The sequence below is a fragment of the Streptomyces sp. NPDC003379 genome, from assembly GCF_053589195.1.
In genome coordinates this window covers 65,641-89,748 of sequence record NZ_JBSFRK010000025.1, presented here as the reverse complement: position 1 = coordinate 89,748, position 24,108 = coordinate 65,641, and the positions used below count along the sequence as shown (strand labels likewise).

At 71.1% G+C, this 24,108-nt stretch carries 24 protein-coding genes and 2 riboswitches; of the genes, 14 read left to right on the top strand and 10 right to left on the bottom strand.

All coding sequences use genetic code 11. From position 1 onward, the window contains the following. Positions 1–138 precede the first annotated feature (138 nt). The 3 genes from ACWDVB_RS24450 to ACWDVB_RS24440 all read left to right on the top strand — a co-directional run bounded on the left by ACWDVB_RS24450 (position 139) and on the right by ACWDVB_RS24440 (position 2,765). Positions 139–933 carry a polysaccharide deacetylase family protein gene (locus ACWDVB_RS24450; protein WP_451516703.1) on the top strand — a complete coding sequence of 265 codons (795 nt, stop codon included), beginning with the start codon at positions 139–141 and terminating at the stop codon, positions 931–933. Further along, positions 933–2,120, top strand: a complete 1,188-nt coding sequence (locus tag ACWDVB_RS24445; protein ID WP_451516630.1) for a YncE family protein — start codon at positions 933–935, stop codon at positions 2,118–2,120. The genes ACWDVB_RS24450 and ACWDVB_RS24445 overlap by 1 nt, the downstream gene beginning before the upstream one ends. A 93-nt stretch (positions 2,121–2,213) precedes the next feature. After that, positions 2,214–2,765: a glycoside hydrolase family 25 protein gene (locus ACWDVB_RS24440; RefSeq protein WP_451516631.1), complete on the top strand. Its 552-nt coding sequence runs from the start codon at positions 2,214–2,216 to the stop codon at positions 2,763–2,765. Positions 2,766–2,787: 22 nt separating this feature from the next. Here ACWDVB_RS24440 and ACWDVB_RS24435 read toward each other — a convergent pair whose 3' ends face one another. Both ACWDVB_RS24435 and ACWDVB_RS24430 read right to left on the bottom strand, forming a co-directional pair. Further along, positions 2,788–3,447 (bottom strand): NADPH-dependent F420 reductase, encoded by a 660-nt coding sequence (locus ACWDVB_RS24435; RefSeq protein WP_451516632.1) that lies wholly within the window; start codon positions 3,445–3,447, stop codon positions 2,788–2,790. Between the two features lie 107 nt (positions 3,448–3,554). Then, the gene (locus ACWDVB_RS24430) at positions 3,555–4,556 is read right to left on the bottom strand and encodes a zinc-dependent alcohol dehydrogenase family protein (RefSeq protein ID WP_451516633.1); all 1,002 of its coding nucleotides are present in this window, start codon (positions 4,554–4,556) and stop codon (positions 3,555–3,557) included. 102 nt (positions 4,557–4,658) lie between these two features. Between ACWDVB_RS24430 and ACWDVB_RS24425 the strand changes: the two genes are divergently transcribed. Further along, a complete protein-coding gene (locus tag ACWDVB_RS24425) occupies positions 4,659–5,600 on the top strand; it encodes an AraC family transcriptional regulator (protein ID WP_451516634.1) in 942 nt (313 codons plus the stop codon). Here ACWDVB_RS24425 and ACWDVB_RS24420 read toward each other — a convergent pair. Both ACWDVB_RS24420 and ACWDVB_RS24415 read right to left on the bottom strand, forming a co-directional pair. Then, the gene (locus tag ACWDVB_RS24420; RefSeq protein ID WP_451516635.1) at positions 5,542–6,024 is read right to left on the bottom strand and encodes an ABA4-like family protein; all 483 of its coding nucleotides are present in this window, start codon (positions 6,022–6,024) and stop codon (positions 5,542–5,544) included. The genes ACWDVB_RS24425 and ACWDVB_RS24420 overlap by 59 nt on opposite strands. Then, positions 6,021–6,989 (bottom strand): hypothetical protein, encoded by a 969-nt coding sequence (locus ACWDVB_RS24415; RefSeq protein ID WP_451516636.1) that lies wholly within the window; start codon positions 6,987–6,989, stop codon positions 6,021–6,023. Before ACWDVB_RS24415 ends, ACWDVB_RS24420 begins: the two co-directional genes overlap by 4 nt. A gap of 127 nt (positions 6,990–7,116) precedes the next feature. Between ACWDVB_RS24415 and ACWDVB_RS24410 the strand changes: the two genes are divergently transcribed. The 3 genes from ACWDVB_RS24410 to ACWDVB_RS24400 all read left to right on the top strand — a co-directional run bounded on the left by ACWDVB_RS24410 (position 7,117) and on the right by ACWDVB_RS24400 (position 10,549). Beyond that, on the top strand, positions 7,117–7,764 hold the full coding sequence (locus ACWDVB_RS24410) for a MerR family transcriptional regulator (protein WP_451516637.1): 648 nt from the start codon (positions 7,117–7,119) through the stop codon (positions 7,762–7,764). Between the two features lie 269 nt (positions 7,765–8,033). Next, positions 8,034–9,743, top strand: a complete 1,710-nt coding sequence (gene leuA, locus ACWDVB_RS24405; RefSeq protein WP_451516704.1) for a 2-isopropylmalate synthase — start codon at positions 8,034–8,036, stop codon at positions 9,741–9,743. 5 nt (positions 9,744–9,748) lie between these two features. Continuing rightward, a complete protein-coding gene (locus tag ACWDVB_RS24400) occupies positions 9,749–10,549 on the top strand; it encodes an ABC transporter ATP-binding protein (RefSeq protein ID WP_451516638.1) in 801 nt (266 codons plus the stop codon). 55 nt (positions 10,550–10,604) lie between these two features. Here ACWDVB_RS24400 and ACWDVB_RS24395 read toward each other — a convergent pair whose 3' ends face one another. Next, the gene (locus ACWDVB_RS24395) at positions 10,605–10,817 is read right to left on the bottom strand and encodes an EF-hand domain-containing protein (RefSeq protein WP_451516639.1); all 213 of its coding nucleotides are present in this window, start codon (positions 10,815–10,817) and stop codon (positions 10,605–10,607) included. An 81-nt stretch (positions 10,818–10,898) separates the two neighbouring features. On the opposite strand from ACWDVB_RS24395, the gene ACWDVB_RS24390 reads away from it, so the two are divergent. After that, positions 10,899–11,558 carry a GNAT family N-acetyltransferase gene (locus tag ACWDVB_RS24390; protein ID WP_451516640.1) on the top strand — a complete coding sequence of 220 codons (660 nt, stop codon included), beginning with the start codon at positions 10,899–10,901 and terminating at the stop codon, positions 11,556–11,558. A gap of 62 nt (positions 11,559–11,620) precedes the next feature. Here ACWDVB_RS24390 and ACWDVB_RS24385 read toward each other — a convergent pair whose 3' ends face one another. Beyond that, entirely contained in the window at positions 11,621–11,911 is a 291-nt protein-coding gene (locus ACWDVB_RS24385) for a hypothetical protein (protein ID WP_451516641.1), read from the bottom strand. Between the two features lie 103 nt (positions 11,912–12,014). On the opposite strand from ACWDVB_RS24385, the gene ACWDVB_RS24380 reads away from it, so the two are divergent. Next, a complete protein-coding gene (locus ACWDVB_RS24380; protein ID WP_451516642.1) occupies positions 12,015–13,616 on the top strand; it encodes an alpha/beta hydrolase in 1,602 nt (533 codons plus the stop codon). Positions 13,617–13,625: 9 nt separating this feature from the next. Here the strand turns inward: ACWDVB_RS24380 and ACWDVB_RS24375 are convergent, their stop codons facing one another. From ACWDVB_RS24375 to gcvT, 4 genes are all read right to left on the bottom strand, one after another. Next, positions 13,626–15,026 (bottom strand): L-serine ammonia-lyase, encoded by a 1,401-nt coding sequence (locus ACWDVB_RS24375; protein ID WP_451516705.1) that lies wholly within the window; start codon positions 15,024–15,026, stop codon positions 13,626–13,628. 159 nt (positions 15,027–15,185) lie between these two features. Beyond that, a complete protein-coding gene (glyA, locus tag ACWDVB_RS24370) occupies positions 15,186–16,445 on the bottom strand; it encodes a serine hydroxymethyltransferase (RefSeq protein WP_451516643.1) in 1,260 nt (419 codons plus the stop codon). An 11-nt stretch (positions 16,446–16,456) separates the two neighbouring features. Next, positions 16,457–16,837, bottom strand: a complete 381-nt coding sequence (gene gcvH, locus ACWDVB_RS24365; protein WP_451516644.1) for a glycine cleavage system protein GcvH — start codon at positions 16,835–16,837, stop codon at positions 16,457–16,459. Positions 16,838–16,895: 58 nt separating this feature from the next. After that, the gene (gene gcvT, locus ACWDVB_RS24360; protein ID WP_451516645.1) at positions 16,896–18,029 is read right to left on the bottom strand and encodes a glycine cleavage system aminomethyltransferase GcvT; all 1,134 of its coding nucleotides are present in this window, start codon (positions 18,027–18,029) and stop codon (positions 16,896–16,898) included. Positions 18,030–18,064: 35 nt separating this feature from the next. Further along, positions 18,065–18,188, bottom strand: a riboswitch (glycine riboswitch). Further along, positions 18,189–18,294: riboswitch (glycine riboswitch) on the bottom strand. A 143-nt stretch (positions 18,295–18,437) separates the two neighbouring features. On the opposite strand from gcvT, the gene ACWDVB_RS24355 reads away from it, so the two are divergent. From ACWDVB_RS24355 to ACWDVB_RS24335, 5 genes are all read left to right on the top strand, one after another. Beyond that, positions 18,438–19,142, top strand: coding sequence for an AAA family ATPase (locus tag ACWDVB_RS24355; protein ID WP_451516706.1), 705 nt, complete (start codon positions 18,438–18,440; stop codon positions 19,140–19,142). A 70-nt stretch (positions 19,143–19,212) separates the two neighbouring features. After that, a complete protein-coding gene (locus ACWDVB_RS24350) occupies positions 19,213–19,992 on the top strand; it encodes an enhanced serine sensitivity protein SseB (protein WP_451516646.1) in 780 nt (259 codons plus the stop codon). Between the two features lie 151 nt (positions 19,993–20,143). Then, positions 20,144–20,917, top strand: a complete 774-nt coding sequence (locus ACWDVB_RS24345; protein ID WP_451516647.1) for an enhanced serine sensitivity protein SseB C-terminal domain-containing protein — start codon at positions 20,144–20,146, stop codon at positions 20,915–20,917. A 308-nt stretch (positions 20,918–21,225) separates the two neighbouring features. Next, positions 21,226–22,230 (top strand): ABC transporter permease, encoded by a 1,005-nt coding sequence (locus tag ACWDVB_RS24340; RefSeq protein ID WP_451516648.1) that lies wholly within the window; start codon positions 21,226–21,228, stop codon positions 22,228–22,230. 102 nt (positions 22,231–22,332) lie between these two features. After that, positions 22,333–24,096 carry an ABC transporter substrate-binding protein gene (locus tag ACWDVB_RS24335; RefSeq protein ID WP_451516649.1) on the top strand — a complete coding sequence of 588 codons (1,764 nt, stop codon included), beginning with the start codon at positions 22,333–22,335 and terminating at the stop codon, positions 24,094–24,096. The last annotated feature ends 12 nt before the right edge of the window (positions 24,097–24,108 follow it).

The window sequence follows — 24,108 nt, the reverse complement described above, 5'->3', positions numbered from 1 at the left end:
GTAAAAAGCGGGTCAATCAACGGGAACCGGCTGTTACGCCCATTAAATGGTCGCGTGACTGAGCATGTGACGGGACGCGAAGCCGCCTGTGACCCCGGCGGGCCTCCACCCGGGCGGCGGGGGGTCCTGCGGGCCGGGATGACGACGGCCGCCGCGGGCCTTGGCGCCGCTCTCGGGGGCGGACTGCTCGCCGGGTGCGGCGACGACCGCGACGCCGCCACGCCCGGTGGCGACCGCGACGCGGCCACCGCGCCGGACCGGTCCGCCCCGCCCGCCCGGCCCGACCGGCCCAAGGCGCCCGCGCCCGCCCCCGCACCGCACCGCTTTCCCGGACTGCCCGCGCAGATCGCGCACGGCCCCCGCAGCCGGCCCGAGGTCGCGCTCACCTTCCACGGCCAGGGTGACCCCGCCACCGCGAAGGCACTGCTCACCGAGGCCGAGAGGGCCGGCGCCAAGCTCACCGTGCTCGCCGTCGGCGGCTGGCTCGACGCCCACCCCGGCCTCGCCCGCCGCATCCTCGGCGGCGGCCACGACCTGGGCAACCACACCCTCCGCCACCTCGACATCAACGACATGTCCGAGGCCGACGCCTACGCCGAGATCACCGGCTGCGCGGACCGTCTGCGCCGCCTCACCGGCTCCATCGGCACCTGGTTCCGCCCCTCGCGCGCCCGGACGGCGACCCCGCTCGTCGAACGCCTCGCGCGCCGCGCGGGCTACCCGCACGTCCTCTCGTACGACGTCGACTCCCTCGACTTCACCTCGCCGGGCGCCCCGGCCATCACCCGCAAGATCGCCGCCGAGGTCCGCGCGGGGTCCGTGGTGAGCCTGCACTTCGGGTACGCGGACACCGTCGCCGCGCTCCCCGACATCCTGCAAGAACTGGAACGCCGCGGCCTGCGCGCGGTGACGACCACGGAGCTGCTGACCTGATGTCCCGTACGAAACCGAACCTCACCACGCGCACCGCCGCCGCCCTCGCCGCCTGCGCGGTGCTCGCCGCCCTCGCCGGCTGCGGCACCGACAAGCGGTCCGACGAAGCCCTCGGCACCGAGGGCGCCCGCAAGCCCGCGCAGCCCAAGGCCGCCCCCGGCCTGCCCGGCATGCCCCCGGTCCTGGACCCCAAGGACGCCTACGCCGCCGACCGGCCGAACGCCCTGGCGCCCGTGGCCAAGAAGTTCCTGTCGCGCGTCTACGTCCCCAACACCGAGTCCGACACCGTCTCCGTCATCGACCCCAAGAAGTTCAAGGTCATCGAGACCATCAAGGTCGGCGACCAGCCGCAGCACGTCGTCCCCTCCTGGGACATGAAGACGCTCTGGGTCAACAACGACCTCGGCGACAGCCTCACCGCCATCGACCCGGTGACCGGCAAGACCGGCCGGACCGTCGAGGTCTCCGACCCGTACAACCTCTACTTCACGCCGAACGGCAAGCACGCCGTCGTCATGGCCTCCATGGACCGCGAACTCGTCTTCCGCGACCCCAGGACCATGAACCGCGTCAAGACCGTCCCCGTCAGCTGCGCGGGCGTCAACCACGCCGATTTCTCCATGGACGGGCGCTACTTCATCGTCTCCTGCGAGTTCTCCGGCGAACTCCTGAAGGTCGACACGGAGAGGATGGAGATCGTCGGCCAGCAGAAGATCCCCTTCAAGGGCGCCATGCCGCAGGACGTGAAGATGTCGCCGGACGGCAAGACCTTCTACGTCGCCGACATGATGGCGCACGGCATGTGGGTCCTGGACGGCGAGAGGTTCACGACCCCGAAGCTGCTGCCCACCGGCAAGGGCTGCCACGGCCTGTACGTCAGCCGTGACTCCAAGGAGATGTACGTCTCCAACCGCGGCGAAGGCACCATCTCCGTCTTCGACTTCCCGCAGAACAAGCTCACCAAGAAGTGGAAGCTCCCGGAGGGCGGCAGCCCCGACATGGGCGGCGTCTCGGCGGACGGCAACACCCTCTGGCTCTCCGGGCGTTACGACTCGGAGGTGTACGCCATCGACACCCGCACCGGCGTCGAGCTGGCCCGCATCCCGGTGGGCGACGGGCCGCACGGCCTCGCGGTCTATCCGCAGCCCGGCCGCTACTCCCTGGGTCACACAGGCATCTTCCGTTGACAGTTTGATGGTTGACGGTTGATCCACGTCACCGCCGGGCACAAAAGGGGCAGCTCACAAACCCCCCTGCCGTACCCGCCCTCGGAGGCCGCCATGCTGCGTGGCATCGACGTCAGCTCCCACCAGACCACGTTCACCACCGACGGCCTCTCCTTCGTCATCATAAAGGCGACGGAGGGCCGTTCGTATGTCAACCCGAAGCTGACCGCCCAGACGAAGCTGGCCCGCGACGGCGGCTGCGTCGTCGGCTACTACCACTTCCTGTGGCCGGGGAACATCAAGGCCCAGGCCGAGTACTTCGTCAGCAAGGCCCCGGAGAAGAAGGGGGACCTGCTGGCGGTGGACTGGGAGTGGACGGGCGACCACACGGCCGCCTCCAACGCGGAGAAGGACCGCTTCATCCGGGAGGTGAAGCGGCTTCGGCCTGGACATAAGGTGCTTCTCTACTGCAACCGCGATTTCTGGTTGAACCGGGACACCACGTCCTACGCGGGCGACGGACTGTGGATCGCCGACTACGTGAGCGCGGGCAAGCCGCGCATCCAGGCGGAGTGGAAGATCCACCAGTACACGTCGTCACCGCTGGACAAGAACGTCGCCCGCTTCGAGAGCGAGGACGCGCTGAGGGAGTGGGCCTCGCCCTAGCGGGCCCGCCCCTCTCGGCGCGTCAGGCGCGCCAGTCGGCCGTGCGCTCCGGGGAGGCCGCTTCGAGGGCCTTGCGGATCTCCTCGACGCCACCGGTGTTGCCGTACACGGGAGTTCCGGGCTGCTGGCGCCACGACTCGTCCTGGCCGCCGTTGTCGACGGTGTCGAAGCCGAGCTCGTCGATGAGGTCGCGTACGACCTTCTTGGCGGCCTCGTCGTCGCCGGACACCGGCAGGGCGACGCGGCCCGGGGCGCCCTTGGGCTGCGGCTTGTCGAGGATGTCCTGCGCGTACGTGCCGTTGAACGCCTTGATGACGGGGTGGCCGATCCGCCGCTCCGTCCAGCGGCTCTCGGTCAGGCCCTCCTCGATCTCGGCGATCTTCCCGTCGCGCTCCTTCGGGTAGTAGTTGCCGGTGTCAATGACGGCGACGTTCTCGGCCGCTCCGTCGAGGAAGCCCTTGGGCAGGTCGGGCACGGCCTTGAGCGGGACCGTCACGACGACGACCTCCGCGCCGCGCGCCGCCTCCTCGACCGGGACGGGCGTCGCCCCGGTCTCCTCGGCGAGGGCGGTCAGGGTGTGCGGGCCGCGGGAGTTCGCGACGGAGACGTCGTGGCCGAGAGCGGTGAGGCGACGGGTGAGGTTGCCGCCGATGTTGCCCGCGCCGATGATGCCGATCTTCATGATGTGCCCTTTCGGTGATCCGCTGCAGTAACGGAGGTAACCTCCGGAATGGGCGGGGTATTCCGGCGGAGGCGGTCCGGGCTGTCCGAGCGGTCCGGGCGGTCCGATCATGGCTGGAGCTTGACCACGATCTTCCCGACGTGGTCGTTGGCCTCCATCAGGCGATGCGCGTCCCGGATGCGGTCCAGGCCCTCGAAGACCTCCGCGACCACCGGACGGAACGTACCGTCCCGCAGGCCCGACGCGATGAACGCGTTGACGCGGCGCAGCCCGCCGGCGTCCGCCGCGAGGTGCTCGTTGGCGTAACCCCGCACCGTCACCGGCCAGTTGAGCGGCATCCGCATCGGCCGCCCGTCCAGGAAGCCGTACACCACGACCGTCCCGTCGACCGTCGCCGCGCGGGCGATCTCCGCGAGGCCGGGGCCGCCCACCGCGTCGAAGACCAGCTCGGCGCCCTTGCCGCCGGTGAAGCGGTGGACCTCCTTCACGACGTCCTCCGTGTCCGAGGCGACGACGAGCGCCGCTCCGTGGTCGAGGAGTTGCTGCCTCTTCCCGCCGGTGCGGGTGACCGCGATCGGGACCGCGCCGATCCGCGCCGCGGTCTGCAGCGCGGCGACGCCGACCCCGCTCGACGCGGCGGTGATCACGACGTGGTCGCCGGGCCGCAGCCCGCCGCTCTCCAGCATCCCGCCGTACGCCGTCGAGTACGTCAGCCAGGTCGCCGCCGCTGTCACCGCGTCGAGGCCCGCGGGCCGCGGCACCAGACAACCGGCGGGCAGGACGAGGCGGTCGGCGTGGACGCCCTGGGCGCCCATCTCGATGCCGGGGCCCGTCAGCACGGCGTCACCGGGGGAGTGGGCGCTCACGCCCTCGCCGACCGCCTCGACGACGCCGGACGCCTCGTAGCCGAGCCGCGAGGCGGGCAGGGTCGGCTGGTAGTAGTAGGTGCCGGAGCGGAAGAGGGCGTCGGCGCGGTTGAGGCCCAACGCCTCGACGCGGACGAGGACTTCGCCAGGGCCGGGGGCGAGCAGCGGGAGCTCTTCGACGCGCAGGACCTCGGGGCCGCCGATCTCGTCGAACAGCACGGTGCGCGCGGTGGTTGTCGTCATGTGCAAGACGCTAAACGGGCGCCGGGAGGCGGGCCATGCCCGCCGATCTCGCGCCCATGTCCGTTCGTCTCGCCTCCTGAGCAGGCACGTTACGGTGCCTCCATGGACGTACTCAGTGATGCGATAGCGGTCATGCGGACCGGGCGGCCGCACTCCGCGAGGACGGAGAAGTACGCTCCGTGGGGCCTGCGGTTCGTCAGTCCGGGGCGGGCGGGTTTCCACGCCGTCCTGGAGGGGTCCGCGTGGCTCGTGCCGGCGGACGAGAGCGCGCCGCCCGTGCGGCTGGGCCCCGGTGACGTGGTCTTCATCGCGCACCGCGGCGGGCACGCGCTGGTCAGCGAACCGGGTACGCCGGTCGAGGAGATCTCACTGCTCCCCGACGGCTCCTGGCCGCGGCCTCCCGCACCCCGCTCGCCGGACGGGCGGTCGCCGTCCGCCGTCATGATCTGCGGCGCGTATCTGCTGGACGAGAGCCGCAGCCATCCGCTCCTCTCCGAACTCCCCGATGTCGTGCACCTGCCCGCGGGCGCCGGTGAGAGCGGTGGGCTGCGGACCGTGCTCGGACTGCTGGGCGACGAGCTGAACCGGCCGCAGCCGGGCTCGGACACGATCGTCACCTCGCTCCTCGACACGTTGCTGCTCCTGATCCTGCGCACCTGGTGGGTACGGGCGCGCGCCGGCGACGGCGATCTCAGCGGCTGGGCGGCGGCGCTCGCCGATCCGGCGGTCGCGGCCGCGCTGCGGGCCGTCCACAGCGACCCGGCGCACCCCTGGACGGTGGGGGAGCTCGGCGCGCTCTCCAGTCTGTCGCGGGCGCCTTTCGCGCGCAGGTTCACGGCGTCGGTGGGCAAGCCGCCGCTCGCGTACGTCACATGGTGGCGGATGACCACGGCAGCGGGACGGCTGCGTGAGCCGGACGGCGCACCGCTGCGGGCGGTGGCCGAACGGGCTGGATACGCCTCGGAGTTCGCTTTCGCCAAGGCGTTCAAGCGGGAGTTCGGTCTGGCGCCCGGACGGTACCGGAAGCTGCGTGCCGCCGGGTGAGTGCCGCACGCCGGTCGAGTGCCGTACGCAGCGCGAGGAACAGGAGCAGGGCGAACGGCGAGAGGAGGATGGTGAGCACGAGCAGCGGTCCGGTCACCAGCGGGTGCACGCCGAGCCGCCGCGCCTCCCGGTACATCCACTGGCCGAGCAGCAGGTCCCAGGCGATGACCTGCGCCCAGATCGCACCCGCCCCGTTGGCGCGTGCCGTCAGTTCGCGGAAGCCGTCGATGTCGGGGCTGCTGACAGCGGTCCACAGTTCGGGGAGGACCGGGACCGCCATCGCGAGGTAGACGGCGAGTACGGGGAGGACGGTCAGGGGCGACGCGGCCAGGCGGGCGGTCGGGCCCCAGCCGGGCGCGAAGATCATGAGGAGCCAGACCGGGGCGGCCAGCCAGAAGGACAGTTCGAAGAGGGTTCCGGTCATGCCGCGACCTCGATTTCCGTGCGGGTAGAAGTCGTTGGCCCGGTCGGCTTGGGCGGCCCGGTCGGCGTCCGCAGTGCCGCGTACGTCCCCGCGGCCGCGGCGCAGACGATCAGGCCCGCCGCGGTCAGGGTCGCGCCGTCCGGGTGGATCAGCGGCTGACCGCGCAGGGCCTGCCAGGTGACCAGGGCGAAGAGAGCCGCGTACGTTCCCGAGCCGACGAGGACGAGCCGCAGCCGCACCCGCTCGTCGGCGAGGCGGGCGACGCGCGGCGCGAGCGACATGAGGACCATGAGCAGCAGCGGGAGCAGTTGCAGCGCGTGCATGCCGACGAAGTGCGGTATGCGCAGGTCACCGCCGGTCGTCGACCAGCCGGTCAGCGGCATCGCGGGCCCGCCGTCCGGGACGCCCACGCTGTGCGCGCCGACCACCGGGGACTCGCCGCGCCGCTGGCCGACCGCGGGCCGAGTCATCAGGAAACCGATGGCGGCTCCGGCCGGCGCGATGACGACGCCGCAGCGCATCGCCCAGGCGGAGGCCCGGTCGGCGATCCGGGCGCGCAGCAGCAGGATCGCGATGACGACCGTACCGAACCAGAGGATGACGACGGTGACGGCCATGGCGTTGAACAGGGCCTCGTCGAAGGGGGTCTGGTGGTTGAAGTGGCTGCGCTTCCCGCGGACCACCTGCCCGGTGATGATCACCATCTCGATGGTGCTCGTCGCCGCGACGACCGTGCCCGCCCACCATCCGGCGCGCCGTCCTCGGTCGAGCCGCGACAGCATCCAGGCGAGCGAGAGGCCGTACGCGATGAACGAGACCGAGAACTTGAACGGCTTGGCCCAGATCGGCGCGCCCACGAGGACGCGGTCGTCGACCATGAGCCCCACCGCGGAGATGACGGCAAGGACGGCCATCGATGCGGAGAACAGCACCAGGGGGCGGTGCCACGAACGCCATAAGGACATGGGTATCCCCTTGATTGTCGTTGCCTGTTAATAGATAGCGACGCTATCTGCTATCTGATAGCGCCACTATCTATGATGGGAGGCGGGGCTGGCAAGGGGGATCGATGAACAGGAGCGGGAACAGGCTGTGCGTATTGGTGAGTTGAGCCGCAGGACCGGCGTGCCGGTGCCGACGATCAAGTACTACGTCCGTGAAGGACTGCTGCCGCCGGGCGAACTGTCCAGCCCCAACCAGGCGCACTACGACGAGACGCACGAGCGCAGGCTGCGGCTGATCCGCGCGCTGCTGGAGGTGGGCGGGCTGAAGGTGGCCGCGATCGCGGAGGTGCTCGGCGCGGTCGACGACCCGGGCCGGCCGCTGCACAAGGTCCTCGGCGCGGCGGCGGACCGGCTCGGCGGGCAGGGCGCCGCCGAGGACGACGCGGAGGCGGCCGCCGCGAACACCGCCGTCGAACAGCTCATCGAGCGGCGCGGCTGGCGGACACACGAGTCCAACCCCGCCGCCGAGGACCTGTCACGGGCGCTGGCCGCCATGGGCCGGCTCGGGCACGGCGCGTTCACGGAGCTGCTCGACGAGTACGCCGACGCCGCCGAACTCGTCGCCCGCGCCGACCTCGCCTACGTGGGCCGGCGGGTAGCGGTCGAGGACCTCGTGGAGAGCGTCGTGATCGGCACGGTCCTCGGCGAGGCGGTGTTCGTCGCGATGCGGAGGCTCGCGCATGTGGACGCTTCGGCGCGGCTGTACGGGGCTGAACAGGGGGAGGGGCACGCGTAGCCGTCTCGGGGCAGGTCGATCAGGCCTTGCCGAAGGGCGGGCATGAACCTACTGTAGCGCCGTGATCTTCTGCGGGCTCCTCCTTCTCGGCTGCCGCGGCGGGGCCTGAAGCGACCGGCACCCCGCCGCGGGGTGCCGTGCTGCCGGTCTCCCGACCGAGCCCAGGAGCAGATTCTCCCGTGACCACGCCTCCCGTGACCACGCCTCCCATAGCCACGCCTTCCGTCACTGCACCCACGTACGACTGGAACCCCCAGCGCCCCGGCCCCATGCCGCACCACCGCTACCGCCCCTACCAGGAGCGGGTGAACGTCCCCGGCCAGGAGCGAAGCTGGCCGAGTGCCCGGATCGAGCGGGCGCCCCTCTGGGTCCCCGTCGACCTGCGTGACGGCAATCAGGCACTTGCCGAGCCGATGGACACCGGCCGCAAGCGGCGTTTCTTCGATCTGCTCGTCTCGATGGGGTTCAAGGAGATCGAGGTCGGCTATCCGTCGGCCAGCCGGACGGACTTCGAGTTCGTCCGCCACCTCGCCGAGCTGAGCGCACGCGGCGACGGCGCGCTGCCCGACGACGTGACCGTCGTCGTCTTCACGCCCGCCAAGCCCGAGCTGATCGACCGCACCTTCGAGTCGATCGAGGGGCTGCCGCGCGCCGTCGTACATCTGTACATCCCCACCTCGCCGGTCTGGCGCGACGTCGTCCTCGGGCGGTCGCGCGCCGAGGTGTACGACGTCGTCAAGGAGGCCGCCGCGCACATGGCGAGGCTCGCCGACGCGCGGCCGCACGCCGACATCCGCTTCCAGTTCGCCCCCGAGACGTTCAACCTGACCGAGCCCGACTACGTCCTCGACGTCTGCAACGGCCTGACCGAGCTGTGGGACGCGAGCCCCGACCGGCCCGTGACGCACAATCTGCCGGCGACCGTCGAGATCGCGACCCCGAACGTGTACGCCGACCAGATCGAGTACACGCACCACAACCTCGCCCGGCGCGACTCCGTCATCCTCTCCGTCCACCCCCACAACGACCGCGGCACCGGCGTCGCCTGCGCCGAACTCGCCGTCCTCGCCGGGGCCCAGCGCGTCGAGGGCTGCCTGTTCGGCAACGGCGAGCGGACCGGCAACGTCGACCTGGTGACGCTCGCCCTCAACCTCTACGCCCAGGGCGTCGACCCGATGATCGACTTCTCGGACATCGACGCCGTGCGCGAGGTCGTCGAGTACTGCAACCGCCTGCCCGTGCACCCCCGCCACCCCTACGCCGGCGATCTCGTCCACACCGCGTTCTCCGGCACGCACCAGGACGCCATCGGCAAGGGCTTCGCCCATCACGCCCGCCGGGCCGCCGAGCTGGGCGTTCCGGAGAGCGAGGCACCGTGGGACGTTCCGTATCTGCCCATCGACCCCGCTGACATCGGCCGCTCCTACGAGGCCGTCATCCGCGTCAACTCCCAGTCGGGCAAGGGCGGAATGGCGTACCTGCTCCAGACCCGGCACGGTCTCGACCTGCCGCAGGACATGCGGCCCGACTTCTCGCGCGTGGTGCAGGAGGCCACCGACGAGAGCGGTCAGGAGGCGACGGCGAAGGAGCTGTACGAGCTGTTCCGCGCGACGTATGTCGCACCCGGGCAGGACGGTGAGGTGGCGCTGAGCAGCTGGACGGCCGACCGGGCCCCGGACGGCGCGCACCGCTTCATCTGCACCCTCCAAGTAGGCGACAGGACAGGGGACTTCGAGGGCGTGGGCAACGGCCCGCTGTCCGCGTTCGTCGACGCACTCGCCGCCGCCGGGATCACCGTCGACATCCTCGACTACGCCGAGCACGCGGTGCGGGAGGGCGGCGGCAGCGAGGCCGTCGCGTACGCGCGGTGCCGGGTCGGCGGCGCCGTCCGCTGGGGCGCGGGCCTGGACACGTCGGTCCTGACCGCGTCCGTGCAGGCCGTCCTCGCCGCGGTGAACCGGGCGGGGGCCACGCGGTGAGCCCCGTGACCCGAGGGAATTCCCCGCCCGCCGTCCTGCACGCCGACGCCGTCACCGTCGTCCGTGACGGCCGCCCCATCCTCGAAGACGTCACCCTCACCGTCCGCCCCGGCGAGCACTGGGCGCTGCTCGGCGCCAACGGCGCGGGCAAGTCGACCCTGCTCAGCCTCTGCGGCGCCGTCAGCCACCCCACGCACGGCACGGTCGAGGTGCTCGGGCGCCGCCTGGGCAGCGTCGACCTGCGCGACCTTCGGGCGTACGTCGGTCATGTGAACCCGCGCCACCCGCTGCGCTCACCGCTGCCGGTCCGTGACGTGGTCCTCACCGGGCTGACCAACAGCACCGAACCGGTGCCGCGTCGGCATCCGACGCCCGAGCAGGAGGAGCAGGCCGACCGCCTGATCGACCTGCTGGGCCTCGCGCACCGCGCCGACGCCCGCTGGCCCACGCTCTCCCAGGGCGAGCGCGGCCGCACGCTGATCGCGCGCTCCCTGATGCCGAGGCCCCGTCTGGTGCTGCTCGACGAACCGGCCACCGGCCTGGACCTCGCCGGACGGGAACGCCTGCTCGACAGCCTCGACACCCTGCGCGAGACCCACCCGGAACTCGCCACGGTCCTGGTCACGCACCACCTGGAGGAGCTGCCCGCCGGCACCACCCACGCGCTGCTCCTGCGCGACGGCCGCGCGCTCGCCTCCGGCGAGGTGGGGGACGTACTGACGAGCGACCGGATCAGCAAGTGCTTCGACCATCCTGTGCGGCTGGAGCGCAGGGAGGGACGCTGGAGCGTGCGGACGCACCGCTGAGGGATACGACGGAGGGGCCCGGCGCGCAGAATGCGCCGGGCCCCTCCACGCACGACTACTTGTTCAGGCTCGCCCAGAACTCGTCAAAGGACAGCCGCTTGTCCGCGTTGCTGTCCTTCGTGCCGATGACGGCCTCGGCCACCGTCTCGGTCATGTAGAAGTCGCCCATCTTGGCCATGGCGCTCTTCCACTCGGCCGCCGTGATGAAGCCGTCGCCGTCCGCGTCGAACTGGTCGAACGTCTTGCGCGCTTCCTCGATGTCCGCCACCGGATCCACCCCTTCTTGGTGCAGTACTGACGGGGGTTAGGGTAACGGCCGTCCCGGGACCAGATCACAAGGAGTACGCCCATGGCCAGTGCCTCTGCCGAGCTCGGGGCCGTCCTCGACGCCGCCGCACGCGGCGATTTCCCGCCACCGGACGGCTCCACCACCGTCGTACCGCAGTCCGGCCACCGCGACGCGGGCGTGATCGCCTTCACGGCGCACTCCGTCGTCTTCACCGACGAGGACCCCGGGTGGGTGCGGTCCACGCTCGCCTCGCTCGACTGCGATCCGCTGGCGGCCACCATGAGCGCGCGCTTCCACGGAGCCTTCCTGGAACGGACGGGACGTACGACGGACACCATCGACCTCCTGACCGCCGCCACCGCCCGGCCCGGCGCCCCCGACCCGCGCCTGGAGCTGCGCGAGCTGGACGACCCGGACCACCCGCGCGTCGTCCGGGCCCGCAAGCGCCGCGACGACGTACGGGTGTGGTCGGCGGCGGGCGGCGGTGTGCTGGTCCTCGGCCGGGGCGTCGCGGGCCGCTGGGAGACGTCGATCGAGGTCGAGGAGGACGTACGCCACCGGGGCCTCGGCCGCGCGCTGGCGAGCGCGGCACGGCACCTCATACCGGACGGGGACGTGGTCTGGGCGCAGCAGTCACCGGGCAACGCGCGCAGCGTACGGGCGTTCCAGGCGGCGGGGTACCGGCCGGTGGGCTCGGAGGCGTTGTTCTTCGCGCCCTGAGCCACGCGATGGTCGCACCGCAGCCACAGCCCTTCGTCACCTGGAGCCACTCAGCAGCCCCTTTACAGTCGCCCCGCCGTTCCCCCGCAGCCGCAGCCGCAGCCGCAGCCGCAGCCGCAGCCGCAGCCCGCCCGCAGCCCGACCCGCAGCTCCAGCCCCATCCGCAGCCCCGCCCGTCGCCGCAGCCGTAGCCCGGACCGCAGCTCCAGCTCCGCCCGTCTCCGCGCCCGCAGCCCGTCGCCGCAGCCGTAGCCCGGCCCGTCGCCCCACCCGTCGCCCCGCCCGTCGCCGCAGCCCGACCCGCAGCTCCAGCCCCATCCGTAGCCCCACCGCAGCCCTGCCCGTCGCCCCACCCGCAGCCCCGTCCAGCGCCCCACCCGCAGCCTCAGCCCCGCCCCGCCGCCGCAGCCACCCCCACCGCCCCGCCGCCCCCCAGGCCCCCAGGAAGAGCCCCCCTTGAACCTCGCAGCCCGTCTCCGCCACCCCGTACCCCTCGCCCTGGGCGCCCTCACCACCGCGCTGGCGCTCGGCGGCTGTAGTGCTGCTGGGAACGGGGCGGGCGTGGGCGCGGGTGGGGACAAGGCGGCGGTCGGCGCGCGCATCGACCCCGCCGACCGGCCCGGCCTCAAGCGCTTCTACGGACAGAAGCTGACGTGGCACCGGTGCGGCGACGGCCTCCGTTGCGCCCGCCTCACCGTGCCCCGCGACTACGCCCACCCCGAGAACGGCAAGACCTTCGTCCTGCCGGTGGCGAAGGCGGCCACGGCGGCGCCCGGCGAACGCATCGGCTCGCTCGTCTACAACCCGGGCGGGCCGGGCGCCTCCGGAGTGAGCGACCTCACGTCGGACAGCGGCGAGGTCTTCAGCGCCGAGGTGCGCGCCCGCTTCGACATCGTCTCCTTCGACCCGCGGGGCGTAGGCGGCAGCCGACCCGCGGTGAAGTGCGCGGAGGCCGACGACGAGGACGGGTCGGACGACACCCCGGACCCCATCAGCCCCGAGACCCGTGACCAGCGCGACCGCGCCCTCGCCGTGGCGCACGCCGACGCCCTGGCGTGCGTGAAGGGCAGCGGCGGCATCCTGCGCCAGGTCGGCACCGAGGACGCGGCCCGCGACATGGACGTCCTGCGCGCGGCCCTCGACGACCGGAAGCTGACCTTCCTCGGCTGGTCCTACGGCACGAGCCTCGGTACCTCGTACGCCGAACAGTTCCCGCACCGCGTCCGCGCCCTGGCCCTGGACGGCGCCATCGACCCCTCCTTGACCTGGTCGGAGCGGGCCATCAGCCAAGGCTCGGGCTTCCGCAGGGCCGTCGGGGACTACACCGAGCACTGCGCGGACATCGCGGGGGACAGCTGCCCCGGCGCCACTCCGGAGGAGATATCGGAACTGATCGACGAACTGTACGAGAAGGCGGCGCGCGAGCCGCTGCCCGTCACCGACGACACGGCGTACGAAGTGGACGCGCGGACGCTGCTCGACGTCGTCACGGCCGCGATGTACAGCCCGGAGGACGACTGGGAACCCCTGTCCGACGCACTGCGCGAGGCCGCGGACGGCGACGCCACCCGCATCGCCGACCTGGCCGAGGACACCAGCACGGACACCACCACCAGCACCGCCACCAGTTCCAGGACCAGCGCCGACAACGAGGACGAGGCCCTCCTCGCCGTCAGCTGCCTGGACACGCCCCACCCACGCGGCGTCCGCCCCTACTGGGACGCCCTCGCCGCCGCCGACAAGGCCGCGGGCGTCTACGGCACGTCAAGCGTCGTCGACGAACTCACCTGCAAGGACTGGCCCGCCGGCACCCAGCACCCGCACCGCGTCCGCGCCCAGGGCGACCTCCCGCCGGTCCTGGTCGTGGGCACCACGGGCGACCCGGCGACGCCGTACGAGGAGGCGGAGAGCCTCGCGGACCAGTTCCCCGGCGGCATGCTCCTGACGTACGAGGGCGTGGGCCACACCGCGTACGGCCGCGGCGACGGCTGCGTCACGGACGCGGTGGACGACTACCTCATCGACCTGAAGCGGATCCGCCCCGACACGACCTGCTAGTCCAGCTCCTCAGCACTCGATGATGTTCACCGCGAGCCCACCCCGAGCCGTCTCCTTGTACTTGACGCTCATGTCGGCGCCGGTCTCCTTCATGGTCTTGATGACCTTGTCGAGGGACACCTTGTGGGAGCCGTCGCCCCGCATCGCCATCTTCGCGGCCGTCACGGCCTTCACGGCCGCCATGCCGTTGCGCTCGATGCACGGGATCTGCACGAGGCCGCCGACCGGGTCGCAGGTCAGGCCGAGGTTGTGCTCCATGCCGATCTCGGCGGCGTTCTCGACCTGCTCGGGGGAGCCGCCGAGGACCTCGGCGAGGGCGCCCGCGGCCATGGAGCAGGCCGAGCCGACCTCGCCCTGGCAGCCGACCTCGGCGCCGGAGATGGAGGCGTTCTCCTTGAAGAGCATGCCGATCGCGCCCGCCGCGAGCAGGAAGCGGACCACGCCCTCGTCCTTCTCCTCCTGGGAGGAACCGCCGGGCACGAAGTTCATGTAGTAGTGCAGGACGGCCGGGATGATGCCCGCCGCGCCGTTCGTCGGGGCGGTCACGACGCGGCCGCCCGCGGCGTTCTCCTCGTTCACGGCCATGGCGTAGAGAGTGATCCACTCCATCGAGCGGGCCTGCGGATCGCCCTCGGCGCGCAGCTGGCGGGCCGAGTTCGCCGCGCGGCGGCGGACCTTCAGGCCGCCCGGCAGGATGCCCTCGCGGGACATGCCGCGGGAGACGCACGCCTGCATGACCCGCCAGATGTCGAGGAGGCCCTCGCGGATCTCCTCCTCGGTGCGCCAGGCCTTCTCGTTCTCCAGCATCATGGCGGAGATGGACAGCCCGGACTCCTGGGCGAGCCGCAGCAGCTCGTCGCCGGTGCGGAAGGGGTACTTGAGGACGGTGTCGTCCGGCACGATCGGGTTCTCGCCCGCCGCGCCCTCCTGGTCCAGCACGGTCTCGTCGACGACGAAGCCGCCGCCCACGGAGTAGTACGTCTTCTCCAGGACGAGGGCGCCCTCACGGTCGTACGCGAAGATCGTCATGCCGTTGGCGTGGTACGGCAGCGCCTTGCGGCGGTGCAGGACCAGGTCCTCGTCGAAGTCGAAGCCGATCTCGTGCACGCCGAGGAGGTTGAGGCGTCCGCTGCTCCTGATCTCGTCGACGCGGCCGTCGGCGCTCTCCACGTTCACCGTGCGCGGCGACTCGCCCTCCAGGCCGAGCAGGACGGCCTTCGGGGTGCCGTGCCCGTGGCCGGTCGCGCCGAGCGAGCCGTACAGCTCGGCCCGTATCGCGGTGGTGTGGGCCATGAGGCCCTCGTTCTTGAGGCGGCTCGCGAACATGCGGGCGGCGCGCATCGGGCCGACCGTGTGGGAGCTGGACGGGCCGATGCCGATCGAGAACAGGTCGAAGACCGAGATGGCCACGGAGGACTCCAAGGGTTATTGGTAGACGCCGTTGTCTGCCGGGGTGGTGCAGAAATCAGGGCGTGCGCCGGGCATGAGCGGGGGCACCGCGCTCACTGTGTTCACTTCCAGTGTGCGTGGTGCCCCGAAGTTACGTACGAAGGGAAGCGTACGAAACCACTACAGGTTGGGGTACAGGGGGTGTTTGTCGGCCAGAGCCGAGACCCGGGCCTTCAGGGCCTCCGCGTCGAAGCCCGGCTTGAGGGCCTCGGCGATGATGTCGGCGACCTCGCGGAAGTCGTCCTCCTGGAAGCCGCGCGTGGCGAGCGCCGGGGTGCCGATCCGCAGGCCCGAGGTGACCATCGGGGGGCGCGGGTCGTTCGGGATCGTGTTGCGGTTGACCGTGATGCCGACCTCGTGGAGGCGGTCCTCGGCCTGCTGCCCGTCCAGCTCGGAGTCGCGCAGGTCCACCAGGACCAGGTGCACGTCCGTGCCGCCGGACAGGACGTCGACGCCGACGGCCTTGGCGTCGTCCAGGACCAGGCGCTCGGCCAGGATGCGGGCGCCGTCCAGGGTGCGCTGCTGGCGCTCCTTGAACTCCTCCGAGGCCGCGACCTTGAAGGAGACGGCCTTCGCCGCGATCACGTGCTCCAGCGGGCCGCCCTGGAAGCCGGGGAAGACCGCGGAGTTCAGCTTCTTCGCGAAGTCCTTGTTGCGGGCCAGGATGATGCCGCCGCGCGGGCCGCCCAGCGTCTTGTGCGTGGTGGAGGTCACCACGTCCGCGTACGGCACCGGGTTCGGGTGCAGACCGGCGGCGACGAGACCGGCGAAGTGCGCCATGTCGACCCACAGGTACGCGCCGACCTCGTCGGCGATCCGGCGGAACTCGGCGAAGTCCAGCTGACGCGGGTAGGCGGACCAGCCCGCGATGATCACCTTGGGGCTGTTCTCCTTGGCCAGGCGCTCGACCTCGGCCATGTCGACCAGACCGGCCTCGTTCACGTGGTACGGGACCACGTTGAACTGCTTGCCGGAGAAGTTCAGACGCATCCCGTGGGTGAGGTGCCCGCCGTGCGCCAGGTCGAGGCCGAGGATCGTGTCGCCGGGCTGGGCGATCGCGAAGAGGGCGGCCTGGTTGGCGGAGGCGCCGGAGTGCGGCTGGACGTTGGCGTACTCGGCGCCGAACAGCTCCTTGACGCGGTCGATCGCGAGTCGCTCGGTGACGTCGACGTGCTCGCAGCCGCCGTAGTAGCGGCGGCCGGGGTAGCCCTCGGCGTACTTGTTGGTCAGGACGGTGCCCTGGGCCTCCATGACGGCGACCGGAGCGAAGTTCTCCGAGGCGATCATTTCGAGGGTCGACTGCTGGCGGTGGAGCTCGGCGTCGACGGCGGCGGCGACGTCCGGGTCCAGCTCGTGGAGAGGGGTGTTCAGAAGCGACATCGGGGAGATCCTTAGCTGCCGGAGAACTCGGTGTACTCGTCCGCGGAGAGCAGGTCCTTCGGCTCCTCCGTGGTCCGGACCTTGAAGAGCCAACCACCCTCGAACGGCGCGGAGTTCACCAGCGACGGGTCGTCCACGACGTCCTGGTTGGCCTCGACGACCGAGCCGGTCACCGGGGAGTACAGGTCGCTGACCGACTTGGTCGACTCCAGCTCGCCGCAGGTCTCGCCCGCCGTCACCGTGTCACCGACCTCCGGAAGCTGCACGAAGACGACGTCACCGAGCGCGTTGGCCGCGTGCTCCGTGATGCCGACCGTCGAGACGCCCTCCTGGGCGTCCGACAGCCACTCGTGCTCCTTGCTGTAACGCAGCTGCTGGGGGTTGTTGCTCATGACCTGAATTCTCCTGTACGCGGGTGGGTGCTGCGGAACGGGAAAGATGTGCGGGGGGTCACTTCTGACGCTTGTAGAACGGCAGCGCCACGACCTCGTACGGCTCGTGGGTGCCCCGGATGTCCACGCCGACGCCCGGGGTGCCCGGGGCGGCGTGCTCCGCGTCGACGTACGCCATGGCGATCGGCTTGCCCAGCGTCGGGGACGGGGCGCCGGAGGTGACCTCGCCGATGACCTTGCCGTCCGCGACCACGGAGAAGCCCGCGCGCGGGACGCGGCGGCCCGCGGCGACCAGGCCGACGAGCTTGCGCGGCGGGGCGGACTCGGCGCGCTCGGCGGCGGCCGCGAGTGCCGCACGCCCCACGAAGGCCTCCGCCTGCGACGTCTTCTCGAACTTGACCACCCGGCCGAGCCCGGCGTCGAACGGTGTCAGCTCGGCGGTCAGCTCGTGCCCGTACAGCGGCATGCCCGCCTCAAGGCGCAGCGTGTCGCGGCAGGACAGCCCGGCCGGGACCATGCCGACGGGGGTGCCCGCCTCCATGAGCGCGTTCCACAGCCTCTCGGCGTCACCGGGAGCGACGAACAGCTCGAAGCCGTCCTCGCCGGTGTAGCCCGTGCGGGCGATCAGCGCGGGGACGCCCGCGACGGTGCCGGGCAGGCCCGCGTAGTACTTCAGACCGTCCAGGTCGGCGTCCGTCAGGGACTTCAGGATGCCGGGGGACTCGGGGCCCTGGACGGCCAGCAGCGCGTACGCGTCGCGGTCGTCGCGGACCTCTGCGTCGAAGCCGTCGGCGCGGGCGGTGAGCGCGTCCAGCACGACCTGCGCGTTGGAGGCGTTGGCGACCACCATGTACTCGGGGGACTCGGCCGCACCGAGGCGGTAGACGATCAGGTCGTCCAGGATGCCGCCGTCCTCGGCGACGATCATCGTGTAGCGGGCGCGGCCGACACCGACGGAGCCGATGTTGCCGACCAGGGAGAAGTTCAGGAAGTCGGCGGCCTCGGGGCCGGTGACGGTGATCTCGCCCATGTGGGAGAGGTCGAAGAGACCGGCCTTGGCGCGCACGGCGTTGTGCTCGTCGCGCTCGCTGCCGTACCGCAGCGGCATGTCCCAGCCCGCGAAATCGGTCATGGTCGCGCCGAGCGCCCGATGGACGCCATCGAGTGCGGTCAGACGGGGGGCAGTGCTCATGAAGGGAACTCCCAGGGCATGACGGGCGAGGTCGATCCTCCCCATCTGTCATCGGAACCTGAGAGGTTCGCCGGGAGCGTCCCGATCTTCGAGAGGATCGAGGGCCCGGCTTGCACCTTGGGTGGGGCCGACGGCTGCCGGCCCGCTTTTCAGATGTGCCTCGCCCGCGCGGTACGGGGCCTGAGAGATTCAAGGGAGGGACTTGCTCCTTCGGCGCCCCAGCACGTCGTACGACGGCTGCCGGGGACTCTCCCGCGCGGATTCAAACGGCCGGTATGGAGTTGGCGGGCACATCATTGCACGCGGCTCGGGCCAGGGGGACCGGTGGTCCGACTCGCGGTCAGGGAATTCCCTTGTGCCGCATTACCTTCTCTTTACACTTGCCGGGGAAAGCAGTACGTGACCGCTATGGGGAGGCCGATCACGGTGCGCAGCAGGACGAGTGTGTACGCCACGACCAGTTACGCCACGACCGCTGGAGTGGCGCTGCCGAAGCAGGCCGCCGCCCCGGTCCGGGAGGGCTGCGGCCCGCACCCGGTGGCCGTCGTCCGCGATCTGCGGCAGCGGGCCGGCCACAGCCCGTACCGCCTCACCTTCGACGAGGGCGACCTGGTCGTCGTCTCAGGGCTGCCCGGTGGCGGAAAGTCGACGCTGATGCGGCAGGCCGTGACGGGCCCCCGCATCGACTCCCAGGACACCCGGGACCGCTGGGCCCGCCGCATGCCCCGCCTGCTGCCGTACGCGGTCTACCGCCCCCTGGTCCGCCTCGCGCACTACGCGGGCCTGCGCCGCGTCCTGCGCTCCGGGGCCGGCGTCGTCGTACACGACTGCGGCACCCAGCCCTGGGTGCGCCGCTGGCTCGCCCGCGAGGCCGCCCGGCGCGGCAGGACACTGCACCTGCTGCTGCTCGACGTGCCCGCGGACACCGCCCTGGAGGGCCAGCGCGAGCGCGGCCGGGGCGTGTCCCGGTACGCCTTCGCGCGCCACCGCAGAACGGTCGGCCGGCTGGTCGGCGCCGCCGAGCGCGGCGACCTGCCGCGCGGCTGCGGCTCGGCGGTGCTCCTGGACCGTGCGGCGGCGCAGGTGCTGCGGGGGATCGCCTTCGACCGCTGAGGGCGGCCGACGTTAGGGTTCAGCCGCAGGCAGAGGGCAGGCAGAGCGGTCGCGAGCAGGGGTTGGACAGATGGACTTTCCGGCGCAGGCACACGCCCATCCGTACGGCGGATGGCCGGGCAACGAACTCGAAGAGGTCCTCGCGGCCTCCCTCGGCGGCCCCGCGTCGGCGGGCGCCCGGATCGTGGAGGTCCTCGGGCGCAGCCAGATATGGATCCCGCTGCCGAACGGCGGCGGCCCCGACAGCGGCACCCTGGACCTGCCGACCCTGGAGATCGACGGGCAGGCGTACGTCCCCGTCTTCACCTCCGAGCAGCAGTTCCGCCAGGCCCTCGGCGGCGCGGCGGACCGCATGGGCTGCACGGTGGCGCCCGCCGTCGAGTTCGCCCGCGGGCTCCCGCCGCAGCTGGGCATCGCGCTGAACCCGGACGGCACCGTCGGGGTCCCGCTGCCGCCGCCCGCCGTCGCCGAGCTCTGCCGGGCCGGACGCACCCCGCTGGACGGGCCCGCGGCCGGCGGCCGTGTCCGCCTCTTCGAGCCGGACTGGAAGCAGGACCCCGTCGACTTCCTGGCCGCCGCGGGCAGCGAGTTCGAGGCGACGGGCGTCGTGCTCACCGCGCGCCGCTGCCTGGCCGCCATCGAGACGGACGAGCCGACCCTCTTTGTCGGCGTGGAGCTGTCCACGTGGGAGGGCGCCGCCCGTGACCTGCCGATGGAGGCCCTGGGCCGCGCCCTCGGCCGGGTCCCGGTGGGCTGGCCGGTGAACCTCGTCCTGCTCGACGTGGCGCAGGACCCGGTGGGCGACTGGCTGCGCGCGAAGGTGCGGCCGTTCTACCAGCGGCAGCCCTGAGCCCGTACCGGTCCGCGCGAGACGTCGGGCGAGACCCTGGGCGAGACGCTGAGGCGCGTACGTCAAGTCCGCGCCCAGATCGCCGCTTAAGCTGGTTCCATGGCCCGGCCGGGCACATGTTCTCGGGTTCGTGGTGAAGGGGCGGTTACGGGTGAGTGCGTCGGGCACGGCTGCGGCCGGGCAGATCGAGCAGATGCTGCGCCAGGTGACGCCGGGGCGTTACGACGCGTACGAGGCACTGCTGCGCGCGCTCGCCGCCGACCAGGTGTGGATGCTGCTCTGGCACGGCCAGGCCGGCTCCCCCGACGCCCAGTACGGGAACATGGAGGTCGAGGGCCTCGGCTACGCCCCCTGTGTGACCTCCGCCCAGGAGCTGTCCGCCAGTGGCTGGAACCGCAGCTATGAAGTGGTGCGCGGCATCGACGTCTCCCGCACCCTCTACCCCGACCACTACGGCCTGTGGCTGAACCCGCACGCCCCCGGCGGCGGCGTCGGCATCCCCTGGCTCGATCTGCGCCGCATCGCCACGGGCCTGGACCTGCTGCCCGCGGGACCGCTCAGGCTCACCGAGCCGAGCATCGAAATCCCCCAGTTCTACGCCCTGTTGACGCAGAACGCGCACCGCACCCCCGCCGTCCGCTCGCTGCGCCGCGCCTGGGTTCAGCCCGCGCTCGGCGCGCCGTATCTGGCCATCGGCCTCGACGTGTACGACACGTCGCCGCCGTCGGTCGACGCGGTGCGCGCGATGATGCAGCAGTCCATCGCCGCCGTCCCGGAGGGCCTGCCGGTCTCGACCGTAGCGATGTCCGACGACTACGATCCGGTCGCCATGTGGCTGCGCGCCAACGCCCGCCCGTTCTACGACCGCGAGGCCCAGGCGGCCCCGGCGCCCGCGGGGGGATACGGCTACCCCGCGCAGTACTGACCGGTACTGAGCAGCGCGAACGGCGACGATGTCCGTTCTGATGCAGGTGGGGCCCTATGGACCCCCGTGCAGTCCTGCACCCCAAGTGCCCCGTGTTCGCCCCTCGTTCACTCGCGTCCGCATAACGGAACACCTCGATCAGCATCACGGTTGCGCATCCATTCCCCGTCAAGTCTGGTAACAGATCACGACGTGGATGAAGACTCCCGCTCCAGGGGCTTTCGCCCCCTGTGTACGACGGACTGATCACGTCGCTACAGCGGCAAGTGCGGGCCGGTCACCACCGGTTGAGAGGGGTCCCTGCCACGATGACGGCACCATTGCATGACACACCTGCGGACGCGGACCCGACCGAGGACGTCGCTTCCGCAGTTGGTGCAGGGGTGAAGAAGGTCGAGGGCCGTTCCCTCAAGCAGATCGCCTGGAACCGCCTGAAGCGGGACAAGGTCGCTCTCGCGGGCGGCATCACGGTGGTCCTCCTGGTCCTGGTCGCCGTCTTCGCCCCGCTGATCGTCAGCCTGCTGGGCCATCCGCCCAACGACTTCCATCAGGAGAAGCTCGACGAGCTGACGAACCTCCCCAAGGGTGCGCTCGGCGGCATGAGCAGCGACTTCCTCTTCGGGGTCGAGCCCAACAAGGGCCGTGACGTCTTCAGCCGCATCGTCTACGGCGCGCGGATCTCGCTCCTGGTGGCGTTCCTCGCCGCCATCGTCGCCGTGGTGCTCGGCACGCTCTTCGGGATCATCGCCGGTTACTTCGGCGGCTGGGTCGACGCGCTGATCAGCCGCGTGATGGACGTGCTGCTCTCCTTCCCGCAGCTGCTCTTCATCATCTCCCTCGTCTCCGTGCTCCCCGACGACCTGCTCGGCCTGACCGGCTCCAGCGTGCGCGTCGCGATCCTCGTCCTGGTCATCGGCTTCTTCGGCTGGCCCTACGTCGGCCGCATCGTCCGAGGCCAGACCCTCTCGCTCCGTGAACGCGAGTACGTCGAAGCGGCCCGCAGTCTCGGCGGCGGCAAGCGCCACATCCTCTTCCGCGAGCTCCTGCCCAACCTGGTCGCCCCGATCACCGTCTACGCGACGCTGATGATCCCGACCAACATCCTCACGGAAGCGGCCCTCAGCTTCCTCGGCGCCGGTGTGCGGCCGCCGACCGCCTCATGGGGCGGCATGCTGCGCGACGCGCTCGAAACGTACGAGCACGACCCGATGTTCATGGTCTTCCCGGGCGTGACGATCTTCATCACGGTCCTGGCCTTCAACCTCTTCGGTGACGGGCTGCGGGACGCGCTCGATCCGAAGGGGACGCGTTAGAGGTCCTCGACCGACTTGCCCCTGCCGCATGTCAGGTGGCTCTATCCATGGTTCTCCGGCAGCTCAAGGCCAGGGACCGCGAATCTCGGAGGTTACGAGAAAATGCCCACAGTTTCCTCGAAACGACGGCTCACCGCTGGTGCGGCCCTCGTCGTCGCGGCGCTGGTGACCACCACGGCCTGTGGCAGCGGTGACGGTGACAGCGGTGACGGCGGCAAGGGAGCCGGTTACAACGCGGCGCTCGACAAGGTCGCCAACGCGTCCAAGAAGAAGGGGGGCACGCTGAAGATGGTCGGCAAGCAGGACCTCGACTCCGCCGACCCCCAGCGCGCCTACTACGGCATGTCGTGGGACTTCATGCGCTTCTACACCCGGCAGCTGGTGTCCTACGACACCAAGCCGGGCAAGGCGGGCACGAAGCTGGTCCCGGACCTCGCCACCTCCAACGCCAAGATCTCGGACGACGGCAAGACCTACACGTACAAGCTGCGTTCCGGCCTGACCTGGGAGGACGGCTCCAAGCTGACCTCCAAGGACGTCAAGTACGGCATCGAGCGCGCCTGGGCGACGGACACCATCACCGGCGGTCCCGGCTACATCAAGCAGACGCTCGACCCCAAGACCAAGTACAAGGGTCCCTACAAGGACACCTCGAAGGAGGGCCTCGACGCGATCGAGACGCCCGACGACCAGACCATCATCTTCAAGCTGCCCAAGCGCAACGGTGACTTCGAGCAGTTCCTGGCGATGCCGAGCGGCTCCCCGGTGAAGGCGGCCAAGGACACCAAGGCCAAGTACACCCAGCGTCCGTTCTCCTCCGGCCCGTACAAGTTCCAGCAGTACAAGGCCGGCAAGAAGATCGTCCTGGTCCGCAACGACAAGTGGAAGAAGTCCTCGGACCCGATCCGCGCGGCGCTGCCCGACAAGATCGACGTGACGATCTCCGCCAACCTGGAGGAGAACGACAAGAAGCTGATGGCGGGCGACTACGACGTCGACCTCAACGGCACGGGCATGACCCAGTCCGGCCGCGTCACCGCCGTATCGGACCACAAGGACAGCGTCGACAACATGCACACGTCCTTCGTGCGCTACGTCGCGCTCGTCCACACGGCGGAGCCCTTCAACAACGTGCACTGCCGCAAGGCCGTCTTCTACGGCACGGACTTCGCGGCTCTCCAGCAGACCCGCGGCGGCAAGGTCGCGGCCGGTGACATCGCCAACAGCACCTTCCCGGTGGCGATCCCCGGCCACAGCGACTACGACCCGTACGGCGTCCTCGCGCGCAAGGGCAAGCCCGACGCCGCCAAGGCCAAGGACGAGCTGAAGAAGTGCGGCAAGCCGAACGGCTTCAGCACCAAGCTCACCGCCCGCAACAACAACCCGGGTGAGGTCGACGCGGCCGAGGCGCTCCAGGCGCAGCTCGACAAGGTCGGCATCAAGGTCTCCGTCGACCCCCTCGACGGCGCCGACACCTCCAGCATCACCGGCTCGCCCTCCGTCGTGAAGAAGCGCGGCTACGGCATGACGATGAGCGGCTGGGGCCCGGACTTCCCGTCCGGCCAGGGCTACGCGCAGCCGCTGTTCGACAGCCGCTTCGTGATGCCGACCGGCAACTACAACGAGTCCCAGATCAAGGACAAGAAGGTCGACGCGCTCTTCGACAAGGCGATCGCCGAGACCGACCCGGCCAAGGCCGGCGAGATCTACAAGGAACTCGACAAGCGGATCCTCGACAACGCCGACTGGATGCCCTTCCTCTACGAGAAGAACATCACCTGGCGCGGGCCGCGGCTGACCAACGCCTACATGAGCGACGCCTACAACGGCCGCTACGACTACGTCTCGCTCGGCGTCGTCAAGTAGCAACGCCCGTAT

Excerpts from the sequence above, each read along its gene's own strand:
- ACWDVB_RS24355 (WP_451516706.1), top strand. The coding sequence starts at position 18,438 with ATGGGGAGGCCGATCACGGTGCGCAGCAGGACGAGTGTGTACGCCACG.
- gcvT (WP_451516645.1), bottom strand. The coding sequence starts at position 18,029 with ATGAGCACTGCCCCCCGTCTGACCGCACTCGATGGCGTCCATCGGGCG.
- ACWDVB_RS24340 (WP_451516648.1), top strand. The coding sequence starts at position 21,226 with ATGACGGCACCATTGCATGACACACCTGCGGACGCGGACCCGACCGAG.
- leuA (WP_451516704.1), top strand. The coding sequence starts at position 8,034 with ATGCCGCACCACCGCTACCGCCCCTACCAGGAGCGGGTGAACGTCCCC.
- ACWDVB_RS24415 (WP_451516636.1), bottom strand. The coding sequence starts at position 6,989 with ATGTCCTTATGGCGTTCGTGGCACCGCCCCCTGGTGCTGTTCTCCGCA.
- ACWDVB_RS24440 (WP_451516631.1), top strand. The coding sequence starts at position 2,214 with ATGCTGCGTGGCATCGACGTCAGCTCCCACCAGACCACGTTCACCACC.
- ACWDVB_RS24420 (WP_451516635.1), bottom strand. The coding sequence starts at position 6,024 with ATGACCGGAACCCTCTTCGAACTGTCCTTCTGGCTGGCCGCCCCGGTC.
- ACWDVB_RS24450 (WP_451516703.1), top strand. The coding sequence starts at position 139 with ATGACGACGGCCGCCGCGGGCCTTGGCGCCGCTCTCGGGGGCGGACTG.
- ACWDVB_RS24390 (WP_451516640.1), top strand. The coding sequence starts at position 10,899 with ATGGCCAGTGCCTCTGCCGAGCTCGGGGCCGTCCTCGACGCCGCCGCA.
- ACWDVB_RS24335 (WP_451516649.1), top strand. The coding sequence starts at position 22,333 with ATGCCCACAGTTTCCTCGAAACGACGGCTCACCGCTGGTGCGGCCCTC.
- ACWDVB_RS24430 (WP_451516633.1), bottom strand. The coding sequence starts at position 4,556 with ATGACGACAACCACCGCGCGCACCGTGCTGTTCGACGAGATCGGCGGC.
- gcvH (WP_451516644.1), bottom strand. The coding sequence starts at position 16,837 with ATGAGCAACAACCCCCAGCAGCTGCGTTACAGCAAGGAGCACGAGTGG.
- ACWDVB_RS24445 (WP_451516630.1), top strand. The coding sequence starts at position 933 with ATGTCCCGTACGAAACCGAACCTCACCACGCGCACCGCCGCCGCCCTC.
- ACWDVB_RS24350 (WP_451516646.1), top strand. The coding sequence starts at position 19,213 with ATGGACTTTCCGGCGCAGGCACACGCCCATCCGTACGGCGGATGGCCG.
- glyA (WP_451516643.1), bottom strand. The coding sequence starts at position 16,445 with ATGTCGCTTCTGAACACCCCTCTCCACGAGCTGGACCCGGACGTCGCC.
- ACWDVB_RS24425 (WP_451516634.1), top strand. The coding sequence starts at position 4,659 with ATGGACGTACTCAGTGATGCGATAGCGGTCATGCGGACCGGGCGGCCG.
- ACWDVB_RS24435 (WP_451516632.1), bottom strand. The coding sequence starts at position 3,447 with ATGAAGATCGGCATCATCGGCGCGGGCAACATCGGCGGCAACCTCACC.